We start from the raw sequence: 23,801 nt of genomic DNA, 5'->3' as shown, positions 1-23,801 counted from the left end.
TGATCGGCTCAATCCTCGATAGTATTGACGAGGGAGCGATATTGAATGTTCCGCGTTTTTAATTGCCTCACGGCGGAGCACGACTGGCGGCTTGTCCTGCTGGCTGGCCTGGTTTGCTTCGCTGCAAGCATTGTAGCCGTCAGCATCTTTCATCGGGCAGTCGCCTCGCGAGCCTGGACGCGGCAGATCTGGATTGCGATTGCCGGCGCGTCGATCGGCTACGGAATCTGGGCAACGCATTTTGTCGCAATGCTCGCCTACGAGCCCGGCGTGCCGACCGGTTACGGCCTCGTGCTGACGGCGCTGTCGCTCGCCGCGGCGATGATCCTGACCTCGGGCGGGTTTGGCGTTGCCGTCAACAATTCCGGCCGTTGGCGCGCGGTTGCCGGGGGCGGCATCATCGGCGCCGGCATCGCAAGCATGCACTATATCGGCATGTGGGCCCTCGAGGTGCCGGGTCGTGTCACCTGGTCGCCGGCGCTGGTGTTCATCTCGATCGTCCTTGGCATGGTCCTGGGCTATGTTGCGCTCGCGGTTGCCTTGGACCGCAAGAACAAGTGGGGGACTTTCGCCGCGGCGCTGCTGCTCACGCTCGCCATCGTGTCGCATCATTTCACGGCCATGGGCGCGGTGCAGATCGTTCCAGACCCGACGCTGGCAAGCGATACATTGTCGCTTTCGCCGACCTTCCTTGCCGTCGCAATCGCGGGTGTGGCCCTGTCGGTGCTCGGAATGAGCTTCGTGGGCGTGCTCGCCGATCGCCGCCTTGCGGCCAGAACCAGCAGATTCGAGCAAATCATCAGTGAACTTTCGCTCGCCAGGCAGCAGGTGGAAGATTCGCAACGGGAAATCCAGGAGCAGAAACTCAGGCTGGATACGGCCATCAACAACATGGTCGAGGCGCTCTGCATGTTCGATGCGGAGAAGCGGCTTGTCGTCTGCAACGAGCGCTATGCCCTGCTCTATCAGCTGCCGCCGGAACTGCTGAGAACGGGGACCCCTCACGCCGACATCATCAGGCATCGCGTCATGACCGGTATCCTCAAGAGCGACAGCAGCGAGGGCGCCGCCGAGCAATTCATATCGAAACTGGCGGCCCTGCCGTTCAATGCCGTATCGAGCAGGATCGACGAGTTTTCGGATGGCCGGCTGATCTGCGTGACGCGACAGCCGATGGCCGGTGGCGGATGGGTGGCCACCCATCTCGACGTGACCGAGCAACGTCGGTCCGAGGCCAAGATCACCCATATGGCGCAACACGACGCGCTGACCGATCTGCCAAATCGCGTGCTGCTCAGGCAGCGGATGGAGCATGCGATTGCGGTGACGCGGAACGGCGGCCTCGATCTGGCCGTGCTCATGCTCGACCTCGATCGCTTCAAGGAAGTCAACGACACGCTTGGACATCCGGCGGGCGATGCGCTGCTGCGCGCCGTCGCTGCCCGTCTGCGCGAATGGGTCACGGAAACCGCGCTGATCGCACGACTGGGCGGCGACGAGTTCGCGGTGATCGATTACGTGACCAACCCGGCCGTGGAGGCCGCCGCGCTTGCCGAGAACATCAGAAAGGCGATTTGCGAACCCTTCGATCTCGGCGATCACCGGGTCACGGTGGGTACCAGCATCGGCATTGCCATAGCACCCCGCGATGGCAACGATTCCGACGTGATCCTGAAGAGCGCGGATCTGGCCCTCTACTCGGCCAAGAGCGGCGGACGTGGTGCATTCCGCTTCTTCGAGCCGGAGCTCGACGAGCTCATGCATGCGCGACGCAATTTGGAGCGCGACATGCGGGCTGCACTCGCGGGGCGTCAATTCGAGCTTCACTATCAGCCGTTCGTCGACGCCGCGGCCGGAAAGACCTGCGGCTTCGAGGCCTTGCTGCGCTGGCATCACCCGCAGCGAGGCCTGGTCCTGCCGGGCGAATTCATCCCGCTCGCGGAGGAGACCGGCTTGATCGTGCCGCTCGGAGAATGGGTCTTGCGGACCGCCTGTGCGGAAGCGGCCACCTGGCCTCAACATGTCACGATCGCGATCAACCTGTCTCCCGCCCAATTCAGGAGCAAGGAGCTCGTTCCGGTCATTGTCGGCGCGCTGGCAAGCTCGGGGCTTGCGCCGCACAGGCTCGAGCTCGAGGTCACCGAGACGGTGATCATGCATGACAGCGAAGCCGTCTTTGCGGCGCTCGCCCAGTTGCGCGAGCTCGGCGTGCGCATCGCCCTGGACGATTTCGGCACCGGCTATTCATCGCTGAGCTTTCTGCAGAGATTTCCGTTCGACAAGGTCAAGATCGACCGCAGTTTCGTCAACGAACTATCAAGTCCGCGCGCAGAGGCGCGCCATCTCGCGCGCGCCGTGGTTCGTTTCGCGGTCAGCCTCGGCAAGACGACGACCGCCGAAGGCGTCGAGACGAAGGAGCAGCTCGACATCCTCCGCGAGGAAGGGTGCGTCGAAACGCAGGGCTATTATTTCAGCCGGCCGATGCCTGCATCCGACATTGCCGGAATGCTGCGGCGAGATTCCGGAGCAGCGATCCGCGCGGCGTGAGCCGTTGAAGCGCGATGAGATTGGGATGAATCGATTTGCGCTAAGGCTCGGTTCACCTCTCCCCGTCGGCGAGAGGTGAATCACCGACAGCCCGCCGACCTAATTTCATCATGTTTGGAGCCTCACTGCAGCGGCGGATCGCCGCTGGTGCGCTTCTTGGCGAGGTCCATCTCGGTGACCGCGATCAGGATCTCGGCGCGGGTCTTCAGGTCGGGCGCCTCGAGCATGGCCTGCTTTTCGGCGGGACCGTAGGGCGACATCATCGCCAGCGCGTTGACCAGCGCCTCGTTGGGCGCGCTCTCGACGCCCTCCCAGTCGACCTTGAGATTGTTGGCCTTCAGGAAGTCGGCGAGCACCGAGAGCAGCGCTTCGCGATCCACCTGGTCCTCGCCCATGCGTGCGGTGAAGTCGTCGACGAAGGCGAAGAAATCCACCTTGCACTGCCGGTAGGCGGTGAGCACCTCGAGCTCCTCGATCACCTTGAAGCGCGCGACGCCGGTGAGCTCGAGGATGTAGCGGCCGTCGCCGGATTCGGCGAGCTGGGTGATGCGGCCGACGCAGCCGACGCGGAACAGCGCCGGCTTGTCGGAATTCTTCGGCGAATGCGCCACGTCGGGCTGGATCATGCCGATCAGGCGATGACCGTCGCGGAAGGAATCGTCGACCATCGCGAGATAGCGCGGCTCGAAGATGTTGAGCGGCATCTGGCCGCGCGGCAACAGCAGCGCGCCCGGCAGCGGAAACACCGGAATGATTTCGGGAAGGTCGGCGGGCCCGCGATATTCGATGTTGATCGGCATCTGGTCCCCGCTGACGCTGGTACGCTTTCCCTACGAAAACAGGATCGTCGACAGGCGCTTGCGCCCTTCGACCGTCGCATCATCCGCGCCGCCCCAGGCCTCGAAGAACTGCACGAGCTGCTTGCGGGCGCCGTCGTCGTTCCACTTGCGGTCGCGCTTGACGATCTCGAGCAGCTGCTCGGTTGCGGCGGCGCGATTGCCTTGCGCGTTGAGCGCGGTCGCGAGGTCGAACCTGGCCTGATGATCGAGCGGGTTTGCGGCGACTTTCTGTTCCAGCTCGGCCACGGGCCCGAGCTGCTCGGCCTGCTCGGCGAGATCGATGGTCGTCTGCACCGCTTTCACAGCGGGATCGTTGCGCTTGGCTTCCGGCACCAGGGCCAGCGTCTGCTTGGCCTGCTCCATCGCGCCGGAGACGGCGTAGCATTTCGCAAGGCCCGCGAGCGCCGCGATGTTGGTCGAATCATGCTGCAGCGCCTCGGCATAGATCTGCGCCGCGGCCGCGGCGTCGCCCTCGGCAAGCACGGCATCGGCTTCCTGCACGATCTCGGCGACATTGACCTCGCCCGGAGCGGTGACGCCCTTGGTCAGCTTTTCGATGAAGGCGTTGAGCTGGCTCTCGGGCACCGCGCCCATGAAACCGTCGGCCGGCTGGCCGTTGACGAAGGCGATCACGGCCGGGATCGATTGGATCCCCATCTGGCCCGGGATGGCCGGGTGCTGGTCGATGTTCATCTTGACCAGCTTGACCTTGCCCTTGGCCGCCTTGACTGCCTTTTCCAGCACCGGGGTGAGCTGCTTGCAGGGGCCGCACCACTCCGCCCAGAAGTCGATCAGCACCGGCTGGCGCTTCGATTCCTCGATGACGTCCTTTACGAAGCTCTGGGTGGTGGTGTCCTTGATCAGATCGGCCGCAGCCGGGTTCGCGGCTCCGTTACCCTGGTCGATGATCGTCACGGGATCCCCTCGTCTGATGTCTGGAATGGCGGCTCTTTAGCACGTCGCCAACGCCGATGCTTGTTGTCGGCTCCTAAATTGGGCCGAATGGGCCGAATTTCAATCCGTCCGGGCCGATTCTGCGGGTCCGGCGCGTTTCCGGGCCATTTGGCCGCATTCGGGGACCATTTAGGGCCCTTAATTGCGAATCTATGCTGCCGGTAGCTGTTGCATTCCCCTCCCGCTTTTGGCATACGACAGCCGTTGCCGGCGCGTCACGCGACCGACACAGGATGCGGGTGTAGCTCAGTGGTAGAGCACGACCTTGCCAAGGTCGGGGTCGAGGGTTCGAGCCCCTTCGCCCGCTCCAGTTTTTCCCAGAGCACCCAGCTAGGCCGGATCGGACCGTGGTCTTCCACGCTGCTGGCGGCTGTATTGGGTTTGGAATGACAATTCTGGTCACCGGCAGCGCAGGGCACCTCGGCGAGGCCCTTTTGCGGACGCTCCAGGCGCGTGGCTCACCTGCCCGCGGGCTCGATCTGAAGCCCTCCCCCGTCACCGATGCCGTCGGCTCGATCGTCGATCCCGGCTTCGTGCGCGAGCAGATGGACGGCGTCGCGGCCGTGATCCACACCGCGACGCTGCACAAGCCGCATGTGGCGACTCACTCCAAGCGGGACTTCGTCGACACCAACGTCACCGGCACACTCAATCTGCTCGAGGCGGCCGCGGCCGCCGGCGTGAAGAGCTTCGTCTTCACCAGCACCACCAGCGCGTTCGGCGCGCAGCTGCGCCCCGAAGCGGGACAGGCGGCGGTGTGGGTCACCGAGGAGCTGCCGCCGGTGCCCAAAAACATCTACGGGACGACCAAGCTGATGGCGGAGACGCTGTGCGAGCTGTTCTTTCGCGAGCGCGGCCTGCCGGTCGTCGTGTTGCGAACGTCGCGCTTCTTTCCGGAGGACGACGACGATCCGGCGCTGCGGTCGGCTTACCCGCTGGACAACGCGCAGGCCAACGAGCTGCTCTATCGCCGGCTGGACATCGCGGACGCGGTGAGCGCCCATCTGCTCGCCGTCGAGCGCGCGCCAAAGATTGGTTTCGCGCGCTACATCGTCTCGGCCACGAGCCTGTTCGAGCCGCATCATCTCGCGGCGCTGGCGGATGACGCGGCGGGCGTCGTGCGCGCGCTCTATCCGGATTGTGCGCCGCTCTACGCCGCGCGCGGCTGGCGCCTGTTTCCGCAGATCGACCGCGTCTATGTCAACGCGCGCGCCCGGCGCGAACTGGGCTGGCGGCCCGAATTCGACTTCGCGCATGTGCTGCAGAGCCTTCGTGGGGGCCAGGATTTTCGCAGCACGTTGGCGCGCCAGGTCGGGTCGAAGGGCTATCATGATGCGGTTTTCGACGATGGACCTTACCCCGTCGCCTTCTGATCACCGCTTTTGCAGTTTTGCTCGACCTGTCAAACGCCTGCGCGGTGTCGCCGCGAGCAAAATCGGCCTGAGGCATTCTACGGTGCATGGGGTTGTTTTCGTACTTTTGCTGGGGGCCTTCCCGCTGCGTGCAAACTGAACCACGCGCCATCTAGATTCCGCGTTGCAGCGAGATCGTCGCTGTTGCCGCGCGGGCGCCGGCAGCGAATCCGTCTCAACTTTTATTGAGCGCAACCGCAGCACATGCGATGCGCTTCTCACCGCTCGCAGATGTGCTAACCTTTTTGGGTCTGTCGTCCTGACAGACTCCGAACTTCGCCTACTCAAACAGCAAAACAAGAACGTGCAGCCCTGACGGCTGCCTTAGGGGAGTGACGCGATGACATCGATGTTCCATCGATCCGTGTTGGCGCTTGCAGCGGTTGCCCTTCTTGCCGGGACCAGCGTCGTCAATGCGCAGCAGCAGGACAAAAACCGGGCCCTGAAGAAATACGAATCCGGGACCAAGGAATTCTGGACCCATCCGCCGGATGACTGGTTCCTCGGCGACGAGACCGAGGCACAGAAAGGCCTCGCGCCGCCTTCGGGTCCGCCGACCGGCGCGTCGGAGGCCGAGCTGGCGGCGATGATGAAGAAGATCAAGCTGCCGCCGGGCTTCAAGATCGAGGTCTATGCGCCCGGCGTTCTCGCCGCGCGGCAGATGGCCTGGGGTGACAAAGGCACGCTGTTCGTCGGTTCGTTCGGCCTCGGCAACGTCTATGCCATCAAGGACAACAACGGAAAGAAGGAGGTCAAGACCATCCTCAAGGGGCTGAACATGCCCACCGGTCTCGCCTTCAAGGACGGCGCACTCTATGTCATCGCGGTCGACAAGCTGATCCGCTACGACAACGCCGAGGCCAATCTCGACAATCTCGGCGACGGCAAGGTCGTCTATGACGACATGCCGTCCTATGCCGCGCATGGCTGGAAGTACATCGCGGTCGACAAGGAGGGCTGGTTCTTCCTGCCGTTCGGTCCGCCCTTCAATGTCGGCATTCCCCCGACCAGCGTGTCGCAGATCCGCCGCGTCGATCCCAAGACCGGCAACGCCGAGATCTGGGCGCTCGGCGTCCGCAACTCGGTCGGCGGCGACGTCGATCCGCGCACCGGCAAGTTCTGGTTCACCGAGAATGCACGCGACTGGGTCAGCGACGATCTGCCCTCCGACAAGCTGAACATGATCAGCAAGATCGGCGAGCACTTCGGCTATCCCTATTGCCACCAGGGCGACCTGCCCGATCCGAAGTTCGCGATGGGCCACAAATGCTCCGAGTTCACGCCGCCGGTGCTGAACCTCGGCGCGCATGTCGCTCCGCTCGGCATGAAGTTCTACACCGGCGATCAATTCCCCGCCGAATACAAGAACAACATCCTGATTGCCGAGCACGGCTCCTGGAACAGGCACAAGTACCAGGGCGCACGCATCATGCGCGTGATCGTCGGGCCCGACGGCAAGAACGCCAAGCAGGAAGTGTTCGCATCCGGCTGGCTCGAGGGCGACCAGGGTTATCTCGGCCGGCCCAATGACATCGTCCTCGCCAAGGACGGCTCGATCCTCGTCGCCGACGACTGGGCCGGCGCGATCTATCGGATCAGCTACAGCAAGAAGTAGCGCTAGGCGAACCGGAGGCTGCGGTGGCCACGAGGCGGCCGCAGCCTCTTCCATTTTGAAGTCTCATGCTCTCGTTCCGGATTGCGCGCCAGCGCAGTCCGGAACCCATAACCCCGAGTCGTGTTTAGGATTGGCAGATGCGCAATTGCGCATCATAGCTCGTGCTCCGCACGCCACGGAACGACGACCAATCGATGGATCGGAAGCCTCATCATGCGCCGGCAGTTCATCTCGCACGTGATCAGCGTGGTTGCGGTCGCAGCGCTCGCATTCATCCCAGTCCAGGCTGCCGACAATTCCGCAATAAAGGACAAGGCATCCGTCTGCGCCGGCTGTCACGGTGAGAACGGCGTTTCGCAGACGGAGAACATTCCATCGCTGGCCGGCCAGCCCGATCAGTTCATCCAGTGGCAGCTGGTGTTCTTCCGCGCCGGCTCGCGCAAGAACGACCAGATGCAGCCGATCGCGGAGGAGATCACCAACGAGGACATCCGCAATTTCGGCGCCTATTTCTCGCAAATGACGCCACCGAAGGCAGCGTCAGACGACGATCCGGAGCTGTCGAAGAAGGGCGCCGAGGTCGCCGTCGGCCGCCGCTGCGCCTCATGCCACACCGACGGGTTTGCCGGCACCAAGGCGGTGGCGCGGCTCGCTGGCCAGCGCGAGGAATATCTCGTCAAGGCGCTGCACGACTACAAGGCGGGCGCGCGCGTCGGCGGCGGCGTCGCGGCGATGGCCGATGTCGCCTATCACATGAGCGACGAGGAAATCACGGCAGTCTCGCATTATCTGGCGAATTTCAAATAGCAACGAGGTCGTTGCGTCAAACTCTGCTGGTCGTCCCGGGCTCGCGCTGCGCGCGCCTCGGGATGACACCGAATGTGTGGCTACTACCTACCCCGCCCGCTGCCTCTCATACGCCTTCAGATGCGTGTACGCGATGCGAAGCTTCGGCACCGGCACCTTGGCGGCATCGGCGCGCGCGATGAGGTCGCCGATGACGTGATCGGCCTCGACCGGCAGGCCCGCCTTGATGTCGCGGAACATCGACGCCGTCATCGGCGAGCCCTCGGCGGTGAGGTTGCCTTTCACCCGCTCGAAGAACGGGCCACCCGGCGGGTAGCCGGACGCCGTGGCCACGGCGCTGGTCTCGTCGAGCATGCCGAGCAGGAAGTCCCGGCCGCCGGGCGCGGCGAGGATGTTGCCGACGGAGGTGCGCATCAGGCTGGTGCTTGCCGCGAGCGAGGAGAGGAACACCCACTTCTCCCACATGTCCTGCATGATGTTCTGGCTGGCAGACGCGCCATTGATGCCGCTCTTGAAGGCCTCGTCGATCGCCTTGACGCGATCCGACAGCTTGCCGTCGCGCTCGCCGTAATTGAGCGACTGCATCGGTTGGAGCTGCACCACCTCGCGCTTCTCGTTCAGCGTCGCGGCGATGGCGCACAGCCCGCCGAGCACCCGCTCCTTGCCGAATCTGGCATCGAGGATGTCGAGATGCTTCATGCCGTTGAGCATGGGGATGATCGATGTGTTCGGCCCGACCGCGGGGGCGAACGATTTGATGGCGTCGTCGAGGTCGAACGCCTTGCAGCTGAGCAGCACGACGTCGAACTTGTCCTTGAGAGCGTCGGCCTGCACGGTCGGCGGATTCTTCAAGGTCACGTCGCCGTTCGGGCTCCTGATGACGAGGCCGTCGCTCGCAAGCTCGCCGGCGCGGCGCGGCCGGACCAGGAAGGTAACGTCGCGGCCGGCCTGTAACAGCCTGCCACCAAAATAGCCGCCGATGGCGCCCGCGCCGACCACGAGGATACGCATGGGATATTCCTTTTTGTTGCTATTGGCGGTCCATCTATAGTCGTCATTGCGGGCTAAGCGAAGCAATCCAGAATGCTGGCGCGATCACATCCCGTCGTCGGCGAAGGAGGGTCTACTTCTCAGCACCATCTCCTCGACCTCGCGCAACTGCTCCTTGCCGAAGAACATCTCGTTGCCGACGAAGAAGGTCGGCGAGCCGAACGCGCCGCGGGCGACCGCCTCCTCGGTGTTCTTGATCAGCTTGCCCTTCACCTCCGGTTCCTGCGCGCGGGCGAACAACTTTTGCGCATCGAGGCCGGAAGACGTCAGCGCCTTTGCCGCGATCTCGGGATCGTCCATCTTCTTCGGTTCGCGCCACATGTGGTGAAACGCGGCCTCGACATATTTCTCGAACACGCCCTCGAGCTGCGCCGCGATCGCGGTTCGCATCAGGTTCAGCGTGTTGACGGGGAAGAAGGGGTTCATGACGTAAGGCTGCACCTTGAAGCGCTTGATGAAGCGCTCGGTCTCGACCTGATGGAATTCGCGCTTGTTCTTGATGCCGGCGAGTGTCTCGGCCGGCGATTTGTTGTTGGTCGACTTGAAGATGCCGCCGAGCAGGATCGGCACATATTCGAATTTGACGCCGATCCGCTGCTCGATTGCCGGGATCGCCAGATGGCTGAGATAGGCGTTCGGGCTGCCGAAATCGAACAGGAATTGCGGGGCTGTGCGGGGCAAGTTCGTTCTCCCTGGAGGCGCTTTTTTGGCATTGTGGCGCAGGCTGCGCCACAGGTCCATCGTTTAATGACGGCCATAATACTTTGATGCTCAGATCAGGCGCCGGATTGCCCGCTTGCGCCACACCAGAAGGTAATAGCCCATCTGCAAGAGGAACATGGCGCAGAACACGATGGGATATGCGGCCCACGCGCCCTCGAGGCCGACGGTGCGGCTGAGGATGATCGCAGCCGGCAACTCGATCGCGACGACCGCGAAGATCGAGAGCAGCATGGCCGTGAAGGCGACACCGGCAGCACGCATCGCGCCCGAAAACACCGTGGCCAGACCGAACGGCACCGAGCTCCACAAGGCGATGTCGAGCAATTCCTTCGCCAGATCGAGCACGGCGCCGTCGGTGATGAAGATGCCGAGCACGGCGCGTGGTGCGAGATGGATCAGCGCGACCAGCCCGCCGGTCAGGGCGATGTTGAACGCAAGTCCGGTGCGCACGATGCCGTCGAGCCGTGTCCTGTCGCCGCCGCCGACGGCCTGGGCGCCGAGGATCGAGACCGCGATCGAAATCGACATCGCCGTGAACTGCGTGTAACCCATCACCTGGTTGACGGCGCCATAGGCGGCCGTGGCGTTCGAGCCAAAACCGTTGACGAGTCCGAGCAGCACCAATTCGGCGATCGCCATCACCATCATGCCGATCGCGCTCGGCAGCCCGATGCCGAGGATTTTTCCGAGCATGGCTCTGTTGAGCCGGAGATGACGCAGCAATGCAGCGTCCGGTGCGAGCGCATGCTTCTCCCGCAGCAAGTAAACGGCCAGCACGAGCAGCGTCAGTGCGTTCGCGATTGCCGCCGCCCATGCCGGGCCGGTGATGCCGACGGCCGGCAATCCGAACGTGCCGCGGATCAGCATCGGCGTCAGGATCAGGGCGATCGTGGTCGACAAGGCCAGCGCCAACAGCGGCGTCAGCGCGTCGCCGACGCCGCGGATCATTGCCGTCATCAGCAGGAAGACGAAGCCGAGCGGCATGGTGAACAGCATGATGCGGGCATACGCGCTGGCTTGGTCGAGAATGTCAGCGGGCGTCGCGAGCATCGTCATCAATTGCCGGCTGAAGATCCCGCCGACCAGCGCAACCGACATCGACAGCAGCAGGCCGACCGCGAGCGTCGTGCCGGCGACGCTTGTAATCTTGCCGTGCTCGCCCGCGCCAAAGGCCTGGCCGATCAGCACGGTGGCGCCGGTGCTGAGGCCCATGACGAAAGCGAACAGGAAGAACATCACCGGGAAGAACGCCGACACCGCCGCCAGTGCGTCGACGCCGATCATCTGGCCGAGATAGACATTGCTGACGGTGCCGAACAGCGATTGCAACGCATTGCTCAGCATCAATGGCGCGAGGAAGCGGAGGAACGTGGTCCAGTGTGGCTTTGGAGCAGACATTGGCTGGGCCTTTCATCAGGGCGTGCGAAGCCGTTGCCGCGCAAATGCGCGGCTTGGGCCGTCGATGGGGTGGAGAGAGGAGCGCCGCGCCTAAGCGCGGTCGCTGTAGGCGAGTTTGACGATGTGGTCGCGGATATCAGTCGGCCACTCGGCTATCAGGCCGGTGAAGCGTCGCCGGTCATCGGCGAACAGCGCGCGCGAGGCTTCCTCGAATTGCGGCAAATTGCCCGCCATGGTCGACATGAAGTGATAGGCCGCATCGCGCGCCTGCCGCGCGCGGTCCTTGTCGCCGCTGGCGCGCCTCGCCTCGTCGACGAGCCTCCGCAATGCGACCGAGGCGCCGCCCGGCTGCGCGCCGAGCCACTCCCAGTGCCGCGGCAGCAGGGTCACCTCGCGCGCGACCACGCCGAGCTTCGGCCGACCGCGTCCGCGCGGCTCGGCTGGCTCTGCGGTCACCTCAACCGGGGGCGGGACAAGCTTCGCGAGGCGCGCCAGCACCTCGCGGTCCCCGCCGCGCAGATCGAAGTCAATCGATCGGCCCGTGGCGTCCTCGAAGATGATGATGGGCTCGTCCGGCCGCGGCGCCACCCGCTTGACGACCAGCGCGACCTCGCCTGCCGGCCCGGACACCAGGCGCCGCTGGCCCTGGAAGGCGGTGAAAATCTTCTGCATTGGAAGCATTGCCATTTTGACGACGTTAGCAATTTAATACCCGGGTAAATTATCGACGTCAATATACCCGGGTGAAAATATCGCACCCGACGGCTCGACATTGTGTTCTTGGGCTGGCACGAACGCCCCGCCAACCGACCACGCCTAGCCCGGGGACCCCACGATGCTGACCGTTCACCACCTCAACAATTCGCGCTCCCAACGCGTGCTGTGGCTGCTCGAAGAGCTGGGCGTGCCCTATGAGATCGTGCGCTACCAGCGCCAGCCGGACATGCGCGCGCCGAAGGAGCTGCGCGCCATCCACCCGCTCGGCAAGTCGCCGGTCATCACCGACAGCGGCAACACCATCGCCGAGTCAGGCGCGATCATCGAATATCTCCTTGCCACCTACGGCAACGGCCGGCTGATTCCGCCGCCGAACACGCCGGAGCGGCTGCGCTTCACCTATTGGCTGCACTATGCGGAAGGCTCGGCGATGCAGCCGCTGCTGCTGAAGCTGCTGTTCACGCTGATGCCGAAGCGCGCGCCGGCGCTGCTTCGCCCGCTGGTGCGCAAAGTCTGCAACCAGGCGCTGACCGCGCTGGTCAATCCGCAGCTCAAGCAACACATGGATTACTGGGAAGGCGAGCTCGCGAAGAGCGAATGGTTCGCCGGCAACGAGTTCACCGCCGCCGACATCCAGATGAGCTTCCCGCTGGAAGCGGCGCAAGCGCGTGGCGGCCTGGAGCAGGGCCATCCCAGGGCGATGGCCTTCCTGGAGCGCATTCATGCCCGCCCGGCCTATGCGCGCGCGCTGGAGAAGGGTGGGCCGTATCAGGTGGGGCGTTAAGCCACTCTTGTCATTCCGGGGCACGCGAAGCACGAACCCGGAAATCTCGAGACCTCAGGTGCGCAATTACGCACCAGAGTTCGCGCTCGCGTGCCCCGGGATGACCGCCAAAAACTAATCCGCGTGCAAAACGCGTCCGCGCGTCTCCGGCAGCGCAAACGCGGCGATGAAGAACACTGCATAGGCTACCACCGCGAAGATCGCGATCGCATTCGCGAGCGACGTCGTCGCCGACAGCGCGCCGACGAGGAACGGAAACAGCGCGCCGATGCCGCGGCCGAAATTGTAGCAAAAGCCCTGACCGGAGCCGCGCAGCCGCGTCGGATAGAGCTCCGTCAGGAACGCGCCGATCCCTGAGAAATAGCCGGAAGCGAAGAACCCGAGCGGGAAGCCGAGCACCCACAGGATCTCGTTGGTCAGCGGCAGCTGCGTGTAGAGCAGCACCACCGCCATCGCGCCGATCGAGAAGATCAGGAACAGATTGCGCCGACCGATCCGATCGGCGAGCCAGGCGCCGGTGAGATAGCCGATGAAGGAGCCAATGATCAGCGTCGACAGATAGCCGGTCGAGCCGACGATCGACAGATGCCGCTCCTTCGTCAAAAACTGCGGCACCCAGAAGGTGACGGCGTAATAGCCGCCCTGGCAGCCCGTCGCCATCAGCGACGCAAGCACCGTGGTCTTTCATGATCGGGAAGGTGAAGATCTCCCAGAGCTTCGGATGACTGCCGGTTTCCGCGTGCCTGGCGCGTGCCTCGGCCGCGATCTCCGGCTCGGTCACGGAGCGGCGGATGTAGAACACCAGCAGTGCCGGCAGCGCGCCGATCACGAACATCCAGCGCCAGGCCGTCTCCGCCGGCAGGATCGAGAACAGGATCGCCTGCGACAGTACGGCGAGGCCCCAGCCGACCGCCCAGCCGGACTGCACCGAGCCGACCGCGCGCCCGCGATATTGCGGCCGGATCGCCTCGCCCATCAGCACGGCGCCCGCGGCCCATTCGCCGCCGAAGCCGAGGCCGAGCACGGCGCGTGCGATCAGGAGCTGGTCGAAATTCTGCACGACGGCGCAGACCAGCGAGAAGAACGAGAACCAGATGATGGTGATCTGCAGCGTCCTGACCCGGCCGACATGATCGGAGAGATAGCCGCCGAGCCAGCCGCCGATGGCGGACGCCAGCAGCGTCACAGTGCCGGCGAGGCCTGCGGAGGCCGCATCGACCTTCCACAGCGCGATGATGGTGCCGATCACCAGCGGATAGATCATGAAGTCCATGCCGTCGAGCGCCCAGCCCGCGGCGCAGGCCCAGAACGTCCGCCGCTCCGGCGGGTTCATGTCTCGGTAGAACGCGAGAAGGCTGGTGTCCTCGATCTCGGCGCGTTCGATACGCTGGTTCGGATCGGCTGTCGTCATGTGCGTTTCCCCGGCAGTTTCTTGTCGCCGCGGTGGTAGCACGCGCCTCGGCTTGAGCAAGCGGGCGCGCGCTCCCTTGCCATGCAGCGCCGCGTTTACTGTCCTACGGCTTCCGCGCCGCGCGTGCGCGGATCGGGCGCGCCGAGGAGCCCGTTCGGCGTCACGAGAATCGAATTGGCCGACGTCTGCCCCATCGGCTCGACGATGACGTGGTCCATGGCCTTGAGCGCGGACAGGACCTCGTCGGAGAAGCCGCGCTCGACGCGCACTTCGTCCGGCAGCCATTGATGATGCAGCCGCGGCGCGGCGACGGCAGCGGCGACGTCCATTTTGTAATCGAGGACGTTGACGATCACCTGGAGCACGGTGGAGATGATGCGGCTGCCGCCGGGCGAACCCGTCACCAGCACCGGCTTGCCGTCCTTCAGGACAATGGTCGGCGACATCGAGGAGAGCGGCCGCTTGCCGGGGCCGGGTAGATTGGGCTCGTAGCCGACGAGGCCATAGGCCTTGGAGGCACCAACCGCTGCGGTGAAATCGTCGAGCTCGTTGTTGAGCAGCACGCCGGTGCCTTCGGCGACGAGGCCGACCCCGTAGCTGAAATTCAGCGTGTAGGTGTTGCTGACCGTATTGCCGCGGCTGTCGACGACCGAAAAATGCGTGGTGTTGCTGCCCTCGCGCAGCGCGTCGACGGCTGAGGCCAGTTGCTTCGACGGCGTGGCGCGATCGGCGGAGATGCCTGCACGCAGCCTGGCTGCATAGTCCTTCGATGTGAGAGTCTCGATCGGCGCGTTGACGAAAGCGGGATCGCCGAGATAGCGCGCGCGATCCGCATAGGCGCGCTTCATGGCCTCGATCAGGAGATGCAGCGAGGCCGGCGATCCCTGCTTCAGGTCGCCGAGCTGAAAGCCTTCGAGGATGTTGAGCGTCTCCACCAGCACCACGCCGCCGGAGGACGGCAGCGGCATCGAGACGATGTCGTAGCCGCGATAGCTTCCGCGCGCCGGCGTGCGGATCACGGGCTGATAGGCCTTCAGGTCGGCCGTCGTCATGATGCCGCCAGCGTCGGACAGCGCCTTGGCGAGCTTGTCGGCAACCGGGCCCTCGTAGAAGCCGCGCGGCCCCTGTGCGGCGACGGCCGACAGCGTATCGGCAAGATCGCCCTGCACCAGTCGATTACCTTCGCCGAGCGAGCTGCCGTCCGGTCGTGAAAAGATCTTCGCCGACGAAGGCCAGCGCGCGAGACGCCGATGCCAGCCCGGCAGGCTGTCGGCGATGTCGTCGCTGACGACGAATCCGCCGCGGGCGAGCCCGATCGCGGGCTCGAGCAGTTGGGCCAGCGTGAACTGGTCCGAGCCGTATTTCTCCAAGGCCAGCGCCAGGCCTGCGACGGTGCCGGGCACGCCGACGCCGAGCGCGGAATCGCGCGACTTCGCGGCATCGGGCTTGCCGTCGGGACCCAGGAAGATTTCCGGCGTTGTCGCTGCCGGCGCGGTCTCGCGATAGTCGATCGCGATGTCCTCGTTGCGCTCGGCGGAATGGATCACCATGAAGCCACCGCCGCCGATATTGCCGGCGCGCGGATAGGTCACCGCCATCGCAAACCCGGTCGCGACCGCGGCATCGACCGCATTGCCGCCACGCCGCAGGATGTCGGCGCCGACCTGCGCGGAGATCTTCTCCTGCGCCACCACCATGCCGCGCTCGGCGGCAACGGCGTGCACCGTATCGAGCGGCGGCGGAACATAGGCCCGCCGGGCATCCTGCGCGGTTGCAGGCGCAAGTCCGAACGCCAGAGTGGCCAGGAAGGCGACAAATGTCCGCCGGGTCCAATATGACGACATTATCGAATTTCCGCCGTGGTCTCGGGCCGGTTCACAAGCCTCTCCTTAAGCTATACCGTTTGCGCCAAGAGGGACAAAACTGTTCGTGATGAGGACTTCGGAATGACGACGATCGCCCCCGATGTGCGCATGGCCGGCGTGCAGCGGACCTATCCGCCGCGTGCGGCTGTCGTCAGCTGGATCTTCTTCGACTGGGCCGCGCAGCCCTATTTCACGTTGATCACGACCTTCGTGTTTGCGCCCTATTTCGCCACCAGTGTTGCGCCGGATCCTGCCACGGGCCAATCACTGTGGGGCTTCGCAATGGCGGCTGCGGGGCTCGCCATCGCACTGCTGTCGCCGGTGCTCGGGGCCATCGCGGATGCGTCCGGCCGCAGGAAGCCATGGATCGCAGGGTTCGGCGCGCTGCTGGTGCTGGCGTCCTGCACGCTGTGGATCGGCAAGCCCGGTGATCCCTCGGTCATTCCGCCGCTGCTCACGGCGGTGGCGCTCGCCAGCGTCGGTGCGGAATTTGCCACCGTCTTCAACAATGCGATGATGCCGACCCTGGTGCCGCCGGAGCGGATCGGCAGGCTCTCCGGCACCGGCTGGGCCACGGGCTACATCGGCGGTATCGTCAGCCTGATCATCGTGCTCGGCTTCCTCGCTGCCAATCCCGAGACTGGCCGAACGCTGCTCGGATTTACGCCACTGTTCGGGCTCGATCCCGTCAGTCATCAGGGCGATCGCATCGTCGGACCGCTGACCGGGCTGTGGTTCATCATCTTCGTGACGCCGTTATTCCTGTTCACGCCGGATTATCCGGCGAAGCTGCCGGTGCGTGAGGCGCTGCGCGAGGGCCTGCTGGAGCTCAAGCAATCGATCAAGGGACTGCCACAGCAGAAATCGCTCGCGGCGTTCCTGCTCGCCAACATGATCTACACCGACGGCCTGGTGTCGCTGTTCGCGTTCGGCGGCATTTACGCGGCCGGGACCTTTGGCTGGCACACGATCCAGATCGGCAGCTTCGGCATCATGCTCGCGATTGCCGGCACGTTCGGCGCGTGGCTTGGCGGCAAGCTGGACGATCATCTCGGGCCGAAGCGCGTCATCGCCGGCAGCCTGCTGGTGCTGCTGCTGTCGGTGGCGGCGATCCTTCTGGTCGACAAGGACAGCGTGTTGTTCGTCAAGGTGACGCCGCCGGAAGCAGGCGCGCCGCTGTTCTCGAGCGCGGCCGAGCGCGCCTATCTGGTGCTGGGTTGTCTGATCGGTGCCGCCGGCGGCCCGCTTCAGGCCGCCTCGCGCACGCTGCTGATCCGCCTCGCGCCAAAGGATCGCATCGCGCAGTATTTCGGCCTGTTCGCGCTGACCGGGAAGGTTACGTCCTTCATCGGCCCGTTGCTGATCGGCATGATCACCGCCGCGACCGCGAGCCAGAAGGCGGGTATGGCGGTGCTGGTGGTGTTCTTCGTTGCGGGGCTGGGGCTATTAGTGCGGGTGCGGGATTAGCCCCACTACGATCACACCCCATCATTGCGAGGAGCGAAGCGACGAAGCAATCCAGACTTCCTCTGCGGAAAGATTCTAGATTGCTTCGCTGCGCTCGCAATGACCGGGATAGGATCGTCGTGGCTCTTGCGGCCCGCTCCGACCATCGGTTCAGTGCCTGAAGTGCCGCGTGCCCGTGAACACCATGGCGATGCCGTGCTCGTCGGCGGCCTTGATCACCTCGTCGTCGCGCATGGAGCCGCCGGGCTGCACCACGGCGGTGGCGCCGGCCTCGATGCAGGCCAGCATGCCGTCGGCGAACGGGAAGAATGCATCCGACGCGACGACAGAACCTTTTGTAAGCGGCTCGGCGATCTTCAGCTCGGCGGCCGCATCTTGCGCCTTGCGCGCTGCGATCCGGGCTGAATCCACCCGGCTCATCTGTCCCGCGCCGATGCCGACGGTGGCGAGATCCTTGGCATAGATGATGGTGTTGGACTTGACGTGTTTTGCGACCCGGAACGCGAACTTGAGATCGCGCATCTCGGCATCGGTCGGCGCGCGTTTGGTGACGACCTTGAACGTCATGTCGTCGACCACGGCGTTGTCGCGGCTCTGCACGAGGAGGCCGCCGGCGACCGTCTTGGCCGTGAGGCCGGGCGCGCGCGGGTCGGGCAGACTGCCGGCGAGCAGCAGGCGCAGGTCCTTCTTCCCGCCGATGATGGCGATCGCTTCCTCGGTCGCGTCGGGCGCGATGATCACCTCGGTGAAGATTTTGGTGATCTCGCGCGCGGTGTCGGCGTCGAGCGCGCGGTTCATCGCGATGATGCCGCCGAACGCCGAGGTGGAATCGCAGGCCAGCGCCCTGCGATAGGCCTCGACGAGGTTCGCACCTTCGGCGACGCCGCAGGGATTGGCATGCTTGACGATGACGCAGGCGGCAGTGCGCTTGGCGTCGAATTCGCCGATGCATTCATAGGCCGCATCGGTGTCGTTGATGTTGTTGTAGGAGAGCTCCTTGCCCTGGAGCTGCCGCGCGGTCGAGACGCCCGGGCGCTTGTCCGGCGTCGCGTAGAAGGCCGCGGTCTGGTGCGGGTTCTCGCCATAGCGCAGCGACTGGATCAGCCGACCGCCGAAGGCGCGGAAGTCGGGCGCGTCGATCTCGAGCTGCCGGTTGAACCAGTTCGAGATCGCGGCGTCGTAGGCCGCGGTGCGCGCATAGGCCTTCGCGGCGAGACGCCGGCGCAGCTTCAGCGTGGTGGCGCCGTCGTTGGTGGCGAGTTCGTCGAGCACGGCCTTGTAGTCGTCGGCCTCGACCACGACCGCAACGTCGTCGTGATTCTTGGCGGCGGCGCGGATCATCGCGGGGCCGCCGATGTCGATGTTCTCGATGCAATCCTCGAAGCCCGCGCCTTTGTCGACCGTCGCTTCGAACGGATACAGATTGACGACGAGCAGATCGATCGGCGCGATGGCGTGCGCCTTCATCGCCTCGGCATGTTCCTTGTTGTCGCGGATCGCGAGCAGGCCGCCGTGCACTTTCGGATGCAGCGTCTTGACGCGGCCATCCATCATTTCGGGGAAACCGGTGAGGTCGGAGACGTCCTTCACCTTGAGACCGGCAGCAGCGATGGCCTTGGCGGTGCCGCCGGTGGAAACCAACTCGACATCATGTGCGGCAAGCGCCTTGGCGAATTCGATCAGGCCGGTCTTGTCGGAAACGGAAAGCAGGGCACGGGTAACGCGGCGGGGATGGTCAGTCACGAGCAAGATCCTCTGCTAAGGGAGTGTCTATGCCCAGGCGCGCGGCTGATATGTCCCGCGCTTCCCGATGGTGCTCCATCCAAGGTCGCCAGTCGCGCGAGCGAGGGCTCGATAGCAGCTTTTGGCGCTCGTCTCAACGGGTAGATAGGGCCGGATTACGCCTGTTTACAGCGGAAGTTCCGGCTCGCGCCTGGCGTTGCGGCGGGCATTGGTGACGGCCGGCGAGGCGGTGGAGCGGATAAAGCTCCAGCGGATCGAAGGGGACTGCCGTGCGTCCTGGCGGATCACGATCTGGGCAGTGCGGCGCGGGCCGTCATTGCCGGCCAGGAACACGCTGTCCTCGAGGTCCACCTTGTCGTCGAGCGCCTCGAAGGTCCAGACGTCGCGGTTCGGCAGCACCAGCATGACGCCGCGGGCATCCGACAGCCGGCTCGCCTTCACAGCCGGATGTAGATGAAAGCGCAGCGCGAAATCGGCATCGGCGCCCTTGAAGCGACCGCCCTGCGGCGGCGACAGCGTGTCCTCTCCATCGATGCGCGCGCCGTCATTGGCGATCATCAGCACGCGGCGATGGATCGCGCCGAATCTGGAGAGATAGCCGTCATGCGAGGTGGTGAGCAGCGTGCCGTCCTGCACGACCTCGCGATAGCTCTCGACCTGGACCGGGCCGCTGGTGACAAGCGAGCCGTGCAGGAGCCGCTTCATCGCCGACATCTCGACGAACTGGCATGACGACGTGTCGCGATAGGCCAGCGTCGAATGCGCGGCGGTGCCACGGGCGAACGGCCGCCAATTGTCGCGGCCCGTGGTCGGCATGCCGCAATTGGTGACGATGCGGCTGCTGCCGGAGGACAATTCGAAGGACAGGCAGCCGGCATGGGCGTCGTGGCTGACGCCGGCCGGCGGCGGCGGGCCGGTGTCGATGATCAACGTGGTCTGGCCGGCATCGAGGCGCTGGAAGCCGGTATGCGGCATGTTCGCCATCGGCGCTCCGTGGGTGTCGTCATAGGCGAGCAGCGTCGCGAGCAGGTCGGAAGGCGTGGCGCTCATGCCGTTGAACAGCGCGAAATTGCCGTCTCCGTGGCGGAAGAAGCGCAGCATCGGCATCATGCGGTCGATGGCATTGAGCAGCGCCGGCGGCGGCGCGATGTTGCGCGCGGCAAAGGTCTGGCGCAGCGGCAGGAGGTCGATCAGGAGCTCGATCAGCGCGCCCGGATTGCGCGAGATGTGGCCGCCATCGGGCAGGATCTGCCGCTGCAATTCGTCCGAGAGTTTCTTCGAGGCGCTGCGGATGTGACGCGCCTGGTTGGCGAGGCACAACGCCGAATAGCACAGCGCGATCAGCACCTGCAGCTTCGGCACCCCGTCGGGGATGTCGACCATGGTGTAGCGCAGGAAGCGGATCTCGCGTGCGAGCGCGCGCAAATAGCGACGGTAGAATTTGTTGTCGGTGTCGTTGAGCACCAGCGGCGCCTGTGACAGCAGCGAGATCACGCGCCGCGCCAGCACGTCGGCGCGACGCGCGACGGGGCGGCGCTTGTTGGCGGGGTTGGCGATCCAGTCCTCGACCAGCGCGCGCGCATTGGCCCGCGTCAGCGCGGTGTCGGCAGCGCGCAAATGGCGCAGCCAGCCGAAGCCGAGCAGTGCGACCTCCCAATCCTCCGACGGCGGCTCGAGATCGAAGATCGAGCGACCGTGGCAATTGACGATCTTGCCGGCGAAGACGAAGCGGCCGGCATAGATCTCGGCGGCGCGGGTCGCATCCGCGGTGCGTAAATCATGCGGCGCGATGATCAGCCGGTCGGTGCGGCCGGGCCAGACCCGCGACAGCGCGACCGAGCCGCCACTCGCGCGCGCGAGCATGTTCCGCGCGAAGCGGTTCATGACCAGCGTCGAGATACGTCTGCGTTGAGCGACCGACACGCCTTGCCTTGAAGGGGGAGAGAGGATTCCGACGAATCCCTATTAATCCCAAAATCGGCCGCCTGACACCACCCTGAACGGCGCGAATCAGCGTCGGGATTGCAAAAACCAGTGCAAAATCAGGATTTAACGAGCCGGCTTGCAAAGAATCCATCGAGCCCGCCGAGCCTGGGATCGGCGTTCGGCAGATGGCTCGGCAGGGTGCGCAGGTCGCCATCGGCAGTGATGATCTCGCTAAGACCGGCGAGCTCGGAAGCATCGATCGGGACGCGGCGAAGCGAGGGCTCCGTGGCCAGCAGCGCGGCCACGGCCTGCTCGCCTTCCTCGGGTTCCAGCGAACAGGTGCAGTAGACCAGCGTGCCGCCGGGCTTGAGCAGCGAGACGGATTTCTTCAGCAGCCGCTGCTGGAGCGCGGTCAGGGCGGCGATGTCCGATTCCTGCCGGAGCCAGGCGACGTCGGGATGACGGCGGATGGTGCCGGTCGAGGTGCAAGGCGCGTCGATCAGGATGCCGTCGAAACCTTCGGCAGGGCCGGCCCACTCCACCGCGTCGGCGACGACGGTCTCGGCCTGGAGCGACAGCCGCGCCAGATTCTCCCGCAGCCGCGCCACACGGACAGGCGAGCGGTCGATCGCCGTGACCTGCGCGCCTGATAGCGCCAGTTGCGCGGTCTTGCCGCCGGGCGCGGCGCAGAGATCGGCGATGGACTTGCCCTTGATGTCGCCGAACAGCCGGGCAGGCAATGCGGCGGCGGCGTCCTGCACCCACCATTGTCCCTCGGCGAAGCCGGGCAGCATGGTCACTGAGCCGTGCAGCAGCATCCGCACCGTCCCGGTCGGCAGCGTCTCGCCATGCAGGCGGCTCGCCCATTGTCCGGCGTCCGACTTCACGGTCAGATCGAGCGACGGCTCATGGCCGAGCGCCAGCGCCATGTCCCTCGCGGCGTTCTCGCCATAATGCGCGCTCCAGCGCGAAAGCAGCCAGGGCGGCAGATCCAGCGATTGCGCCGCGACCTCGTCGATCAGCGCCTTGCCCTCGCGCGCGCAGCGGCGCAGCACGGCATTGACGAGACCCGCATAACGGGCTGCGCGTCGGTCGGATTGCACGAGGCGGACGGAGAGATCGACGGCAGCGTGATCGGGCACGTCCATCCAGAGGATCTGGGCGGCGCCGATCAGGAGCGCGCTCTGCGCGCGCGGTGCGTCGGAGGGAATGCCCTTGTCGAGCAGGCGGGACAGCACATGGCCAAGCGTGCCGAGCCGGCGCAGCACGGTCGCAACCAGGCGGCGCATCAGTGCGCGGTCGCGGTCGGCCAGCGTCTTCAGTCCGGGATGGGCGCCGCCGCCGTCGAGCTGGTCGTCGAGCGTGCGGTGCTTGTGCAGCACGCCGTCGATGATGTCGGCGGCAATCCGCCGTGCCGCGAGACCAGGCACTTCGGATGGTGGGGCGAAACGTTGAGATGGCATGCGGAAGCAAGGTTCTGAGCGAGCGGCAGTTCCGCCGCTATGGCGCATGCCTAGAGAATTCGATCTGTGGCACGCGAATATGCCAAATGTAAGAATGGCGTCTCGCGTTTGCAGCCCGCCATGACCATTTCAGCAATGCGATTTTGGACCTCGCATGCCCCGTGATCTTGCGCTAGGGAGCGCCGACATGAGTGACCAACCCTCCGTTCCTGATCGCAAGCAGCTCCCGCCAGCTGCCCAGCGTGCGTTGGCCGAGGCCGACGCGCGCCGGCAGGCGGCTGCTGCGGCTCATGCCGAAGCGGGGCCCAAGGAATTGCAGGGACCGAAGGGGCCTGAGCCCACCCGTTACGGGGATTGGGAGCGCAAAGGCATTGCCTCCGATTTTTGAGCTGCAGATCCGGCATACCCTCGTCTTCCTACGTACTCTCCTCTTGAGGCACCTTGCCGGTTCGGCCGACTCAGCCGTAGCGTCTGCGCATGCCGCGCTTCGAGCCCAGCCCTCCACATCGGCGGTCCTACAGCGGCTCGCCCTTTGGCCGCCGCTTCTCCGGTTTGCTCCCGTGGATGTTCGTGGTCGGCGTCGCCGTCGCGATCGTGCTGACGTTCCGGCACGGAACCAACTGGCCCATTCCGCATGCGAATGACGGCCGGTCGCAGGACGTCGAGATCGTCCTGCAGCAGTCCGGCAACGCCAATGCACGCCAGCCGGTCGATGTCATCCGCACCATCGACGGCGATACTTTTCTCGCACGCGTGCTCCAGCGCAACGGCCGCGATCTCGTCGTGCGGGTTCGCCTTCGCGGCATTGACGCGCCGGAGATGAAGGCATCCTGTCAGGATGAACTGGACAAGGCCAAGGCCGCGACCGCCGCGCTGCGCGATTTGCTCGGCCAGGGTGACGTGACCATCAGCAATCTCGGAGCCGACAAATACGGCCGCGTTCTCGCCGACGTCGCCACCAGGCGCACCGCCAACGTGTCCGCGGCGCTGCTCGCCGGCGGCTACGCGCGGAGCTACGATGGCGGCCACCGCGACGGCTGGTGCGCGCGGAGCAGACGCTTCTGGTAACAAAAAAGCCGC

Annotated in this window: 18 protein-coding genes, 1 tRNA gene, 1 pseudogene and 1 riboswitch; of the genes and pseudogenes, 9 read left to right on the top strand and 11 right to left on the bottom strand. The window is 65.1% G+C overall.

The window, feature by feature from the left end:
* Positions 1-45 precede the first annotated feature (45 nt).
* The gene (locus ACNJYB_RS01145) at positions 46-2,547 is read left to right on the top strand and encodes an EAL domain-containing protein (RefSeq protein ID WP_439372325.1); all 2,502 of its coding nucleotides are present in this window, start codon (positions 46-48) and stop codon (positions 2,545-2,547) included.
* 122 nt (positions 2,548-2,669) lie between these two features.
* Here ACNJYB_RS01145 and ACNJYB_RS01140 read toward each other — a convergent pair whose 3' ends face one another.
* Complete coding sequence (locus ACNJYB_RS01140; protein ID WP_439372324.1) at positions 2,670-3,347, bottom strand: LON peptidase substrate-binding domain-containing protein; 678 nt, start codon at positions 3,345-3,347, stop codon at positions 2,670-2,672.
* Positions 3,348-3,377: 30 nt separating this feature from the next.
* The gene (trxA, locus tag ACNJYB_RS01135) at positions 3,378-4,301 is read right to left on the bottom strand and encodes a thioredoxin (RefSeq protein WP_439372323.1); all 924 of its coding nucleotides are present in this window, start codon (positions 4,299-4,301) and stop codon (positions 3,378-3,380) included.
* A gap of 274 nt (positions 4,302-4,575) precedes the next feature.
* On the opposite strand from trxA, the gene ACNJYB_RS01130 reads away from it, so the two are divergent.
* From ACNJYB_RS01130 to ACNJYB_RS01115, 4 genes are all read left to right on the top strand, one after another.
* Positions 4,576-4,650 (top strand) — tRNA-Gly (locus ACNJYB_RS01130).
* A 76-nt stretch (positions 4,651-4,726) separates the two neighbouring features.
* A complete protein-coding gene (locus ACNJYB_RS01125) occupies positions 4,727-5,713 on the top strand; it encodes an NAD-dependent epimerase/dehydratase family protein (RefSeq protein ID WP_439372322.1) in 987 nt (328 codons plus the stop codon).
* Positions 5,714-6,092: 379 nt separating this feature from the next.
* Positions 6,093-7,367, top strand: a complete 1,275-nt coding sequence (locus tag ACNJYB_RS01120; RefSeq protein ID WP_439372321.1) for a PQQ-dependent sugar dehydrogenase — start codon at positions 6,093-6,095, stop codon at positions 7,365-7,367.
* Between the two features lie 213 nt (positions 7,368-7,580).
* On the top strand, positions 7,581-8,174 hold the full coding sequence (locus ACNJYB_RS01115) for a c-type cytochrome (RefSeq protein WP_439372320.1): 594 nt from the start codon (positions 7,581-7,583) through the stop codon (positions 8,172-8,174).
* Between the two features lie 87 nt (positions 8,175-8,261).
* Here ACNJYB_RS01115 and panE read toward each other — a convergent pair whose 3' ends face one another.
* From panE to ACNJYB_RS01095, 4 genes are all read right to left on the bottom strand, one after another.
* Complete coding sequence (panE, locus tag ACNJYB_RS01110) at positions 8,262-9,185, bottom strand: 2-dehydropantoate 2-reductase (RefSeq protein ID WP_439372319.1); 924 nt, start codon at positions 9,183-9,185, stop codon at positions 8,262-8,264.
* An 84-nt stretch (positions 9,186-9,269) separates the two neighbouring features.
* Positions 9,270-9,905, bottom strand: a complete 636-nt coding sequence (locus ACNJYB_RS01105) for a 2-hydroxychromene-2-carboxylate isomerase (RefSeq protein ID WP_439372318.1) — start codon at positions 9,903-9,905, stop codon at positions 9,270-9,272.
* 90 nt (positions 9,906-9,995) lie between these two features.
* Positions 9,996-11,345: an MATE family efflux transporter gene (locus ACNJYB_RS01100; RefSeq protein WP_439372317.1), complete on the bottom strand. Its 1,350-nt coding sequence runs from the start codon at positions 11,343-11,345 to the stop codon at positions 9,996-9,998.
* A 90-nt stretch (positions 11,346-11,435) separates the two neighbouring features.
* Entirely contained in the window at positions 11,436-12,032 is a 597-nt protein-coding gene (locus tag ACNJYB_RS01095; RefSeq protein WP_439372316.1) for a DUF2239 family protein, read from the bottom strand.
* Between the two features lie 148 nt (positions 12,033-12,180).
* Between ACNJYB_RS01095 and ACNJYB_RS01090 the strand changes: the two genes are divergently transcribed.
* Positions 12,181-12,846: a glutathione S-transferase family protein gene (locus ACNJYB_RS01090; RefSeq protein WP_439372315.1), complete on the top strand. Its 666-nt coding sequence runs from the start codon at positions 12,181-12,183 to the stop codon at positions 12,844-12,846.
* 114 nt (positions 12,847-12,960) lie between these two features.
* On the opposite strand, the pseudogene ACNJYB_RS01085 reads toward ACNJYB_RS01090, so the two are convergent.
* A pseudogene (locus ACNJYB_RS01085) lies at positions 12,961-14,257 on the bottom strand (MFS transporter).
* Positions 14,258-14,352: 95 nt separating this feature from the next.
* Complete coding sequence (gene ggt / locus ACNJYB_RS01080) at positions 14,353-16,101, bottom strand: gamma-glutamyltransferase (RefSeq protein WP_439372314.1); 1,749 nt, start codon at positions 16,099-16,101, stop codon at positions 14,353-14,355.
* Positions 16,102-16,203: 102 nt separating this feature from the next.
* On the opposite strand from ggt, the gene ACNJYB_RS01075 reads away from it, so the two are divergent.
* The gene (locus tag ACNJYB_RS01075) at positions 16,204-17,589 is read left to right on the top strand and encodes an MFS transporter (RefSeq protein ID WP_439372313.1); all 1,386 of its coding nucleotides are present in this window, start codon (positions 16,204-16,206) and stop codon (positions 17,587-17,589) included.
* Positions 17,590-17,739: 150 nt separating this feature from the next.
* Here ACNJYB_RS01075 and purH read toward each other — a convergent pair whose 3' ends face one another.
* From purH to ACNJYB_RS01060, 3 genes are all read right to left on the bottom strand, one after another.
* On the bottom strand, positions 17,740-19,332 hold the full coding sequence (gene purH, locus ACNJYB_RS01070; RefSeq protein ID WP_439372312.1) for a bifunctional phosphoribosylaminoimidazolecarboxamide formyltransferase/IMP cyclohydrolase: 1,593 nt from the start codon (positions 19,330-19,332) through the stop codon (positions 17,740-17,742).
* A gap of 24 nt (positions 19,333-19,356) precedes the next feature.
* A riboswitch (ZMP/ZTP riboswitch) is annotated at positions 19,357-19,438 on the bottom strand.
* A gap of 59 nt (positions 19,439-19,497) precedes the next feature.
* Positions 19,498-21,216, bottom strand: coding sequence for a heparinase II/III family protein (locus ACNJYB_RS01065; protein WP_439372311.1), 1,719 nt, complete (start codon positions 21,214-21,216; stop codon positions 19,498-19,500).
* 158 nt (positions 21,217-21,374) lie between these two features.
* Positions 21,375-22,721 (bottom strand): RsmB/NOP family class I SAM-dependent RNA methyltransferase, encoded by a 1,347-nt coding sequence (locus ACNJYB_RS01060; protein ID WP_439372310.1) that lies wholly within the window; start codon positions 22,719-22,721, stop codon positions 21,375-21,377.
* A gap of 187 nt (positions 22,722-22,908) precedes the next feature.
* Between ACNJYB_RS01060 and ACNJYB_RS01055 the strand changes: the two genes are divergently transcribed.
* Both ACNJYB_RS01055 and ACNJYB_RS01050 read left to right on the top strand, forming a co-directional pair.
* On the top strand, positions 22,909-23,109 hold the full coding sequence (locus ACNJYB_RS01055; RefSeq protein ID WP_439372309.1) for a DUF1674 domain-containing protein: 201 nt from the start codon (positions 22,909-22,911) through the stop codon (positions 23,107-23,109).
* An 89-nt stretch (positions 23,110-23,198) separates the two neighbouring features.
* On the top strand, positions 23,199-23,789 hold the full coding sequence (locus ACNJYB_RS01050) for a thermonuclease family protein (RefSeq protein WP_439372308.1): 591 nt from the start codon (positions 23,199-23,201) through the stop codon (positions 23,787-23,789).
* Positions 23,790-23,801 lie beyond the last annotated feature (12 nt).

It is taken from the genome of Bradyrhizobium sp. SMVTL-02 (assembly GCF_051853005.1).
GTDB lineage: Bacteria > Pseudomonadota > Alphaproteobacteria > Rhizobiales > Xanthobacteraceae > Bradyrhizobium.
Note: the sequence above shows the minus strand (reverse complement) of the source record. Positions and strands in the feature narration are given on the sequence as shown.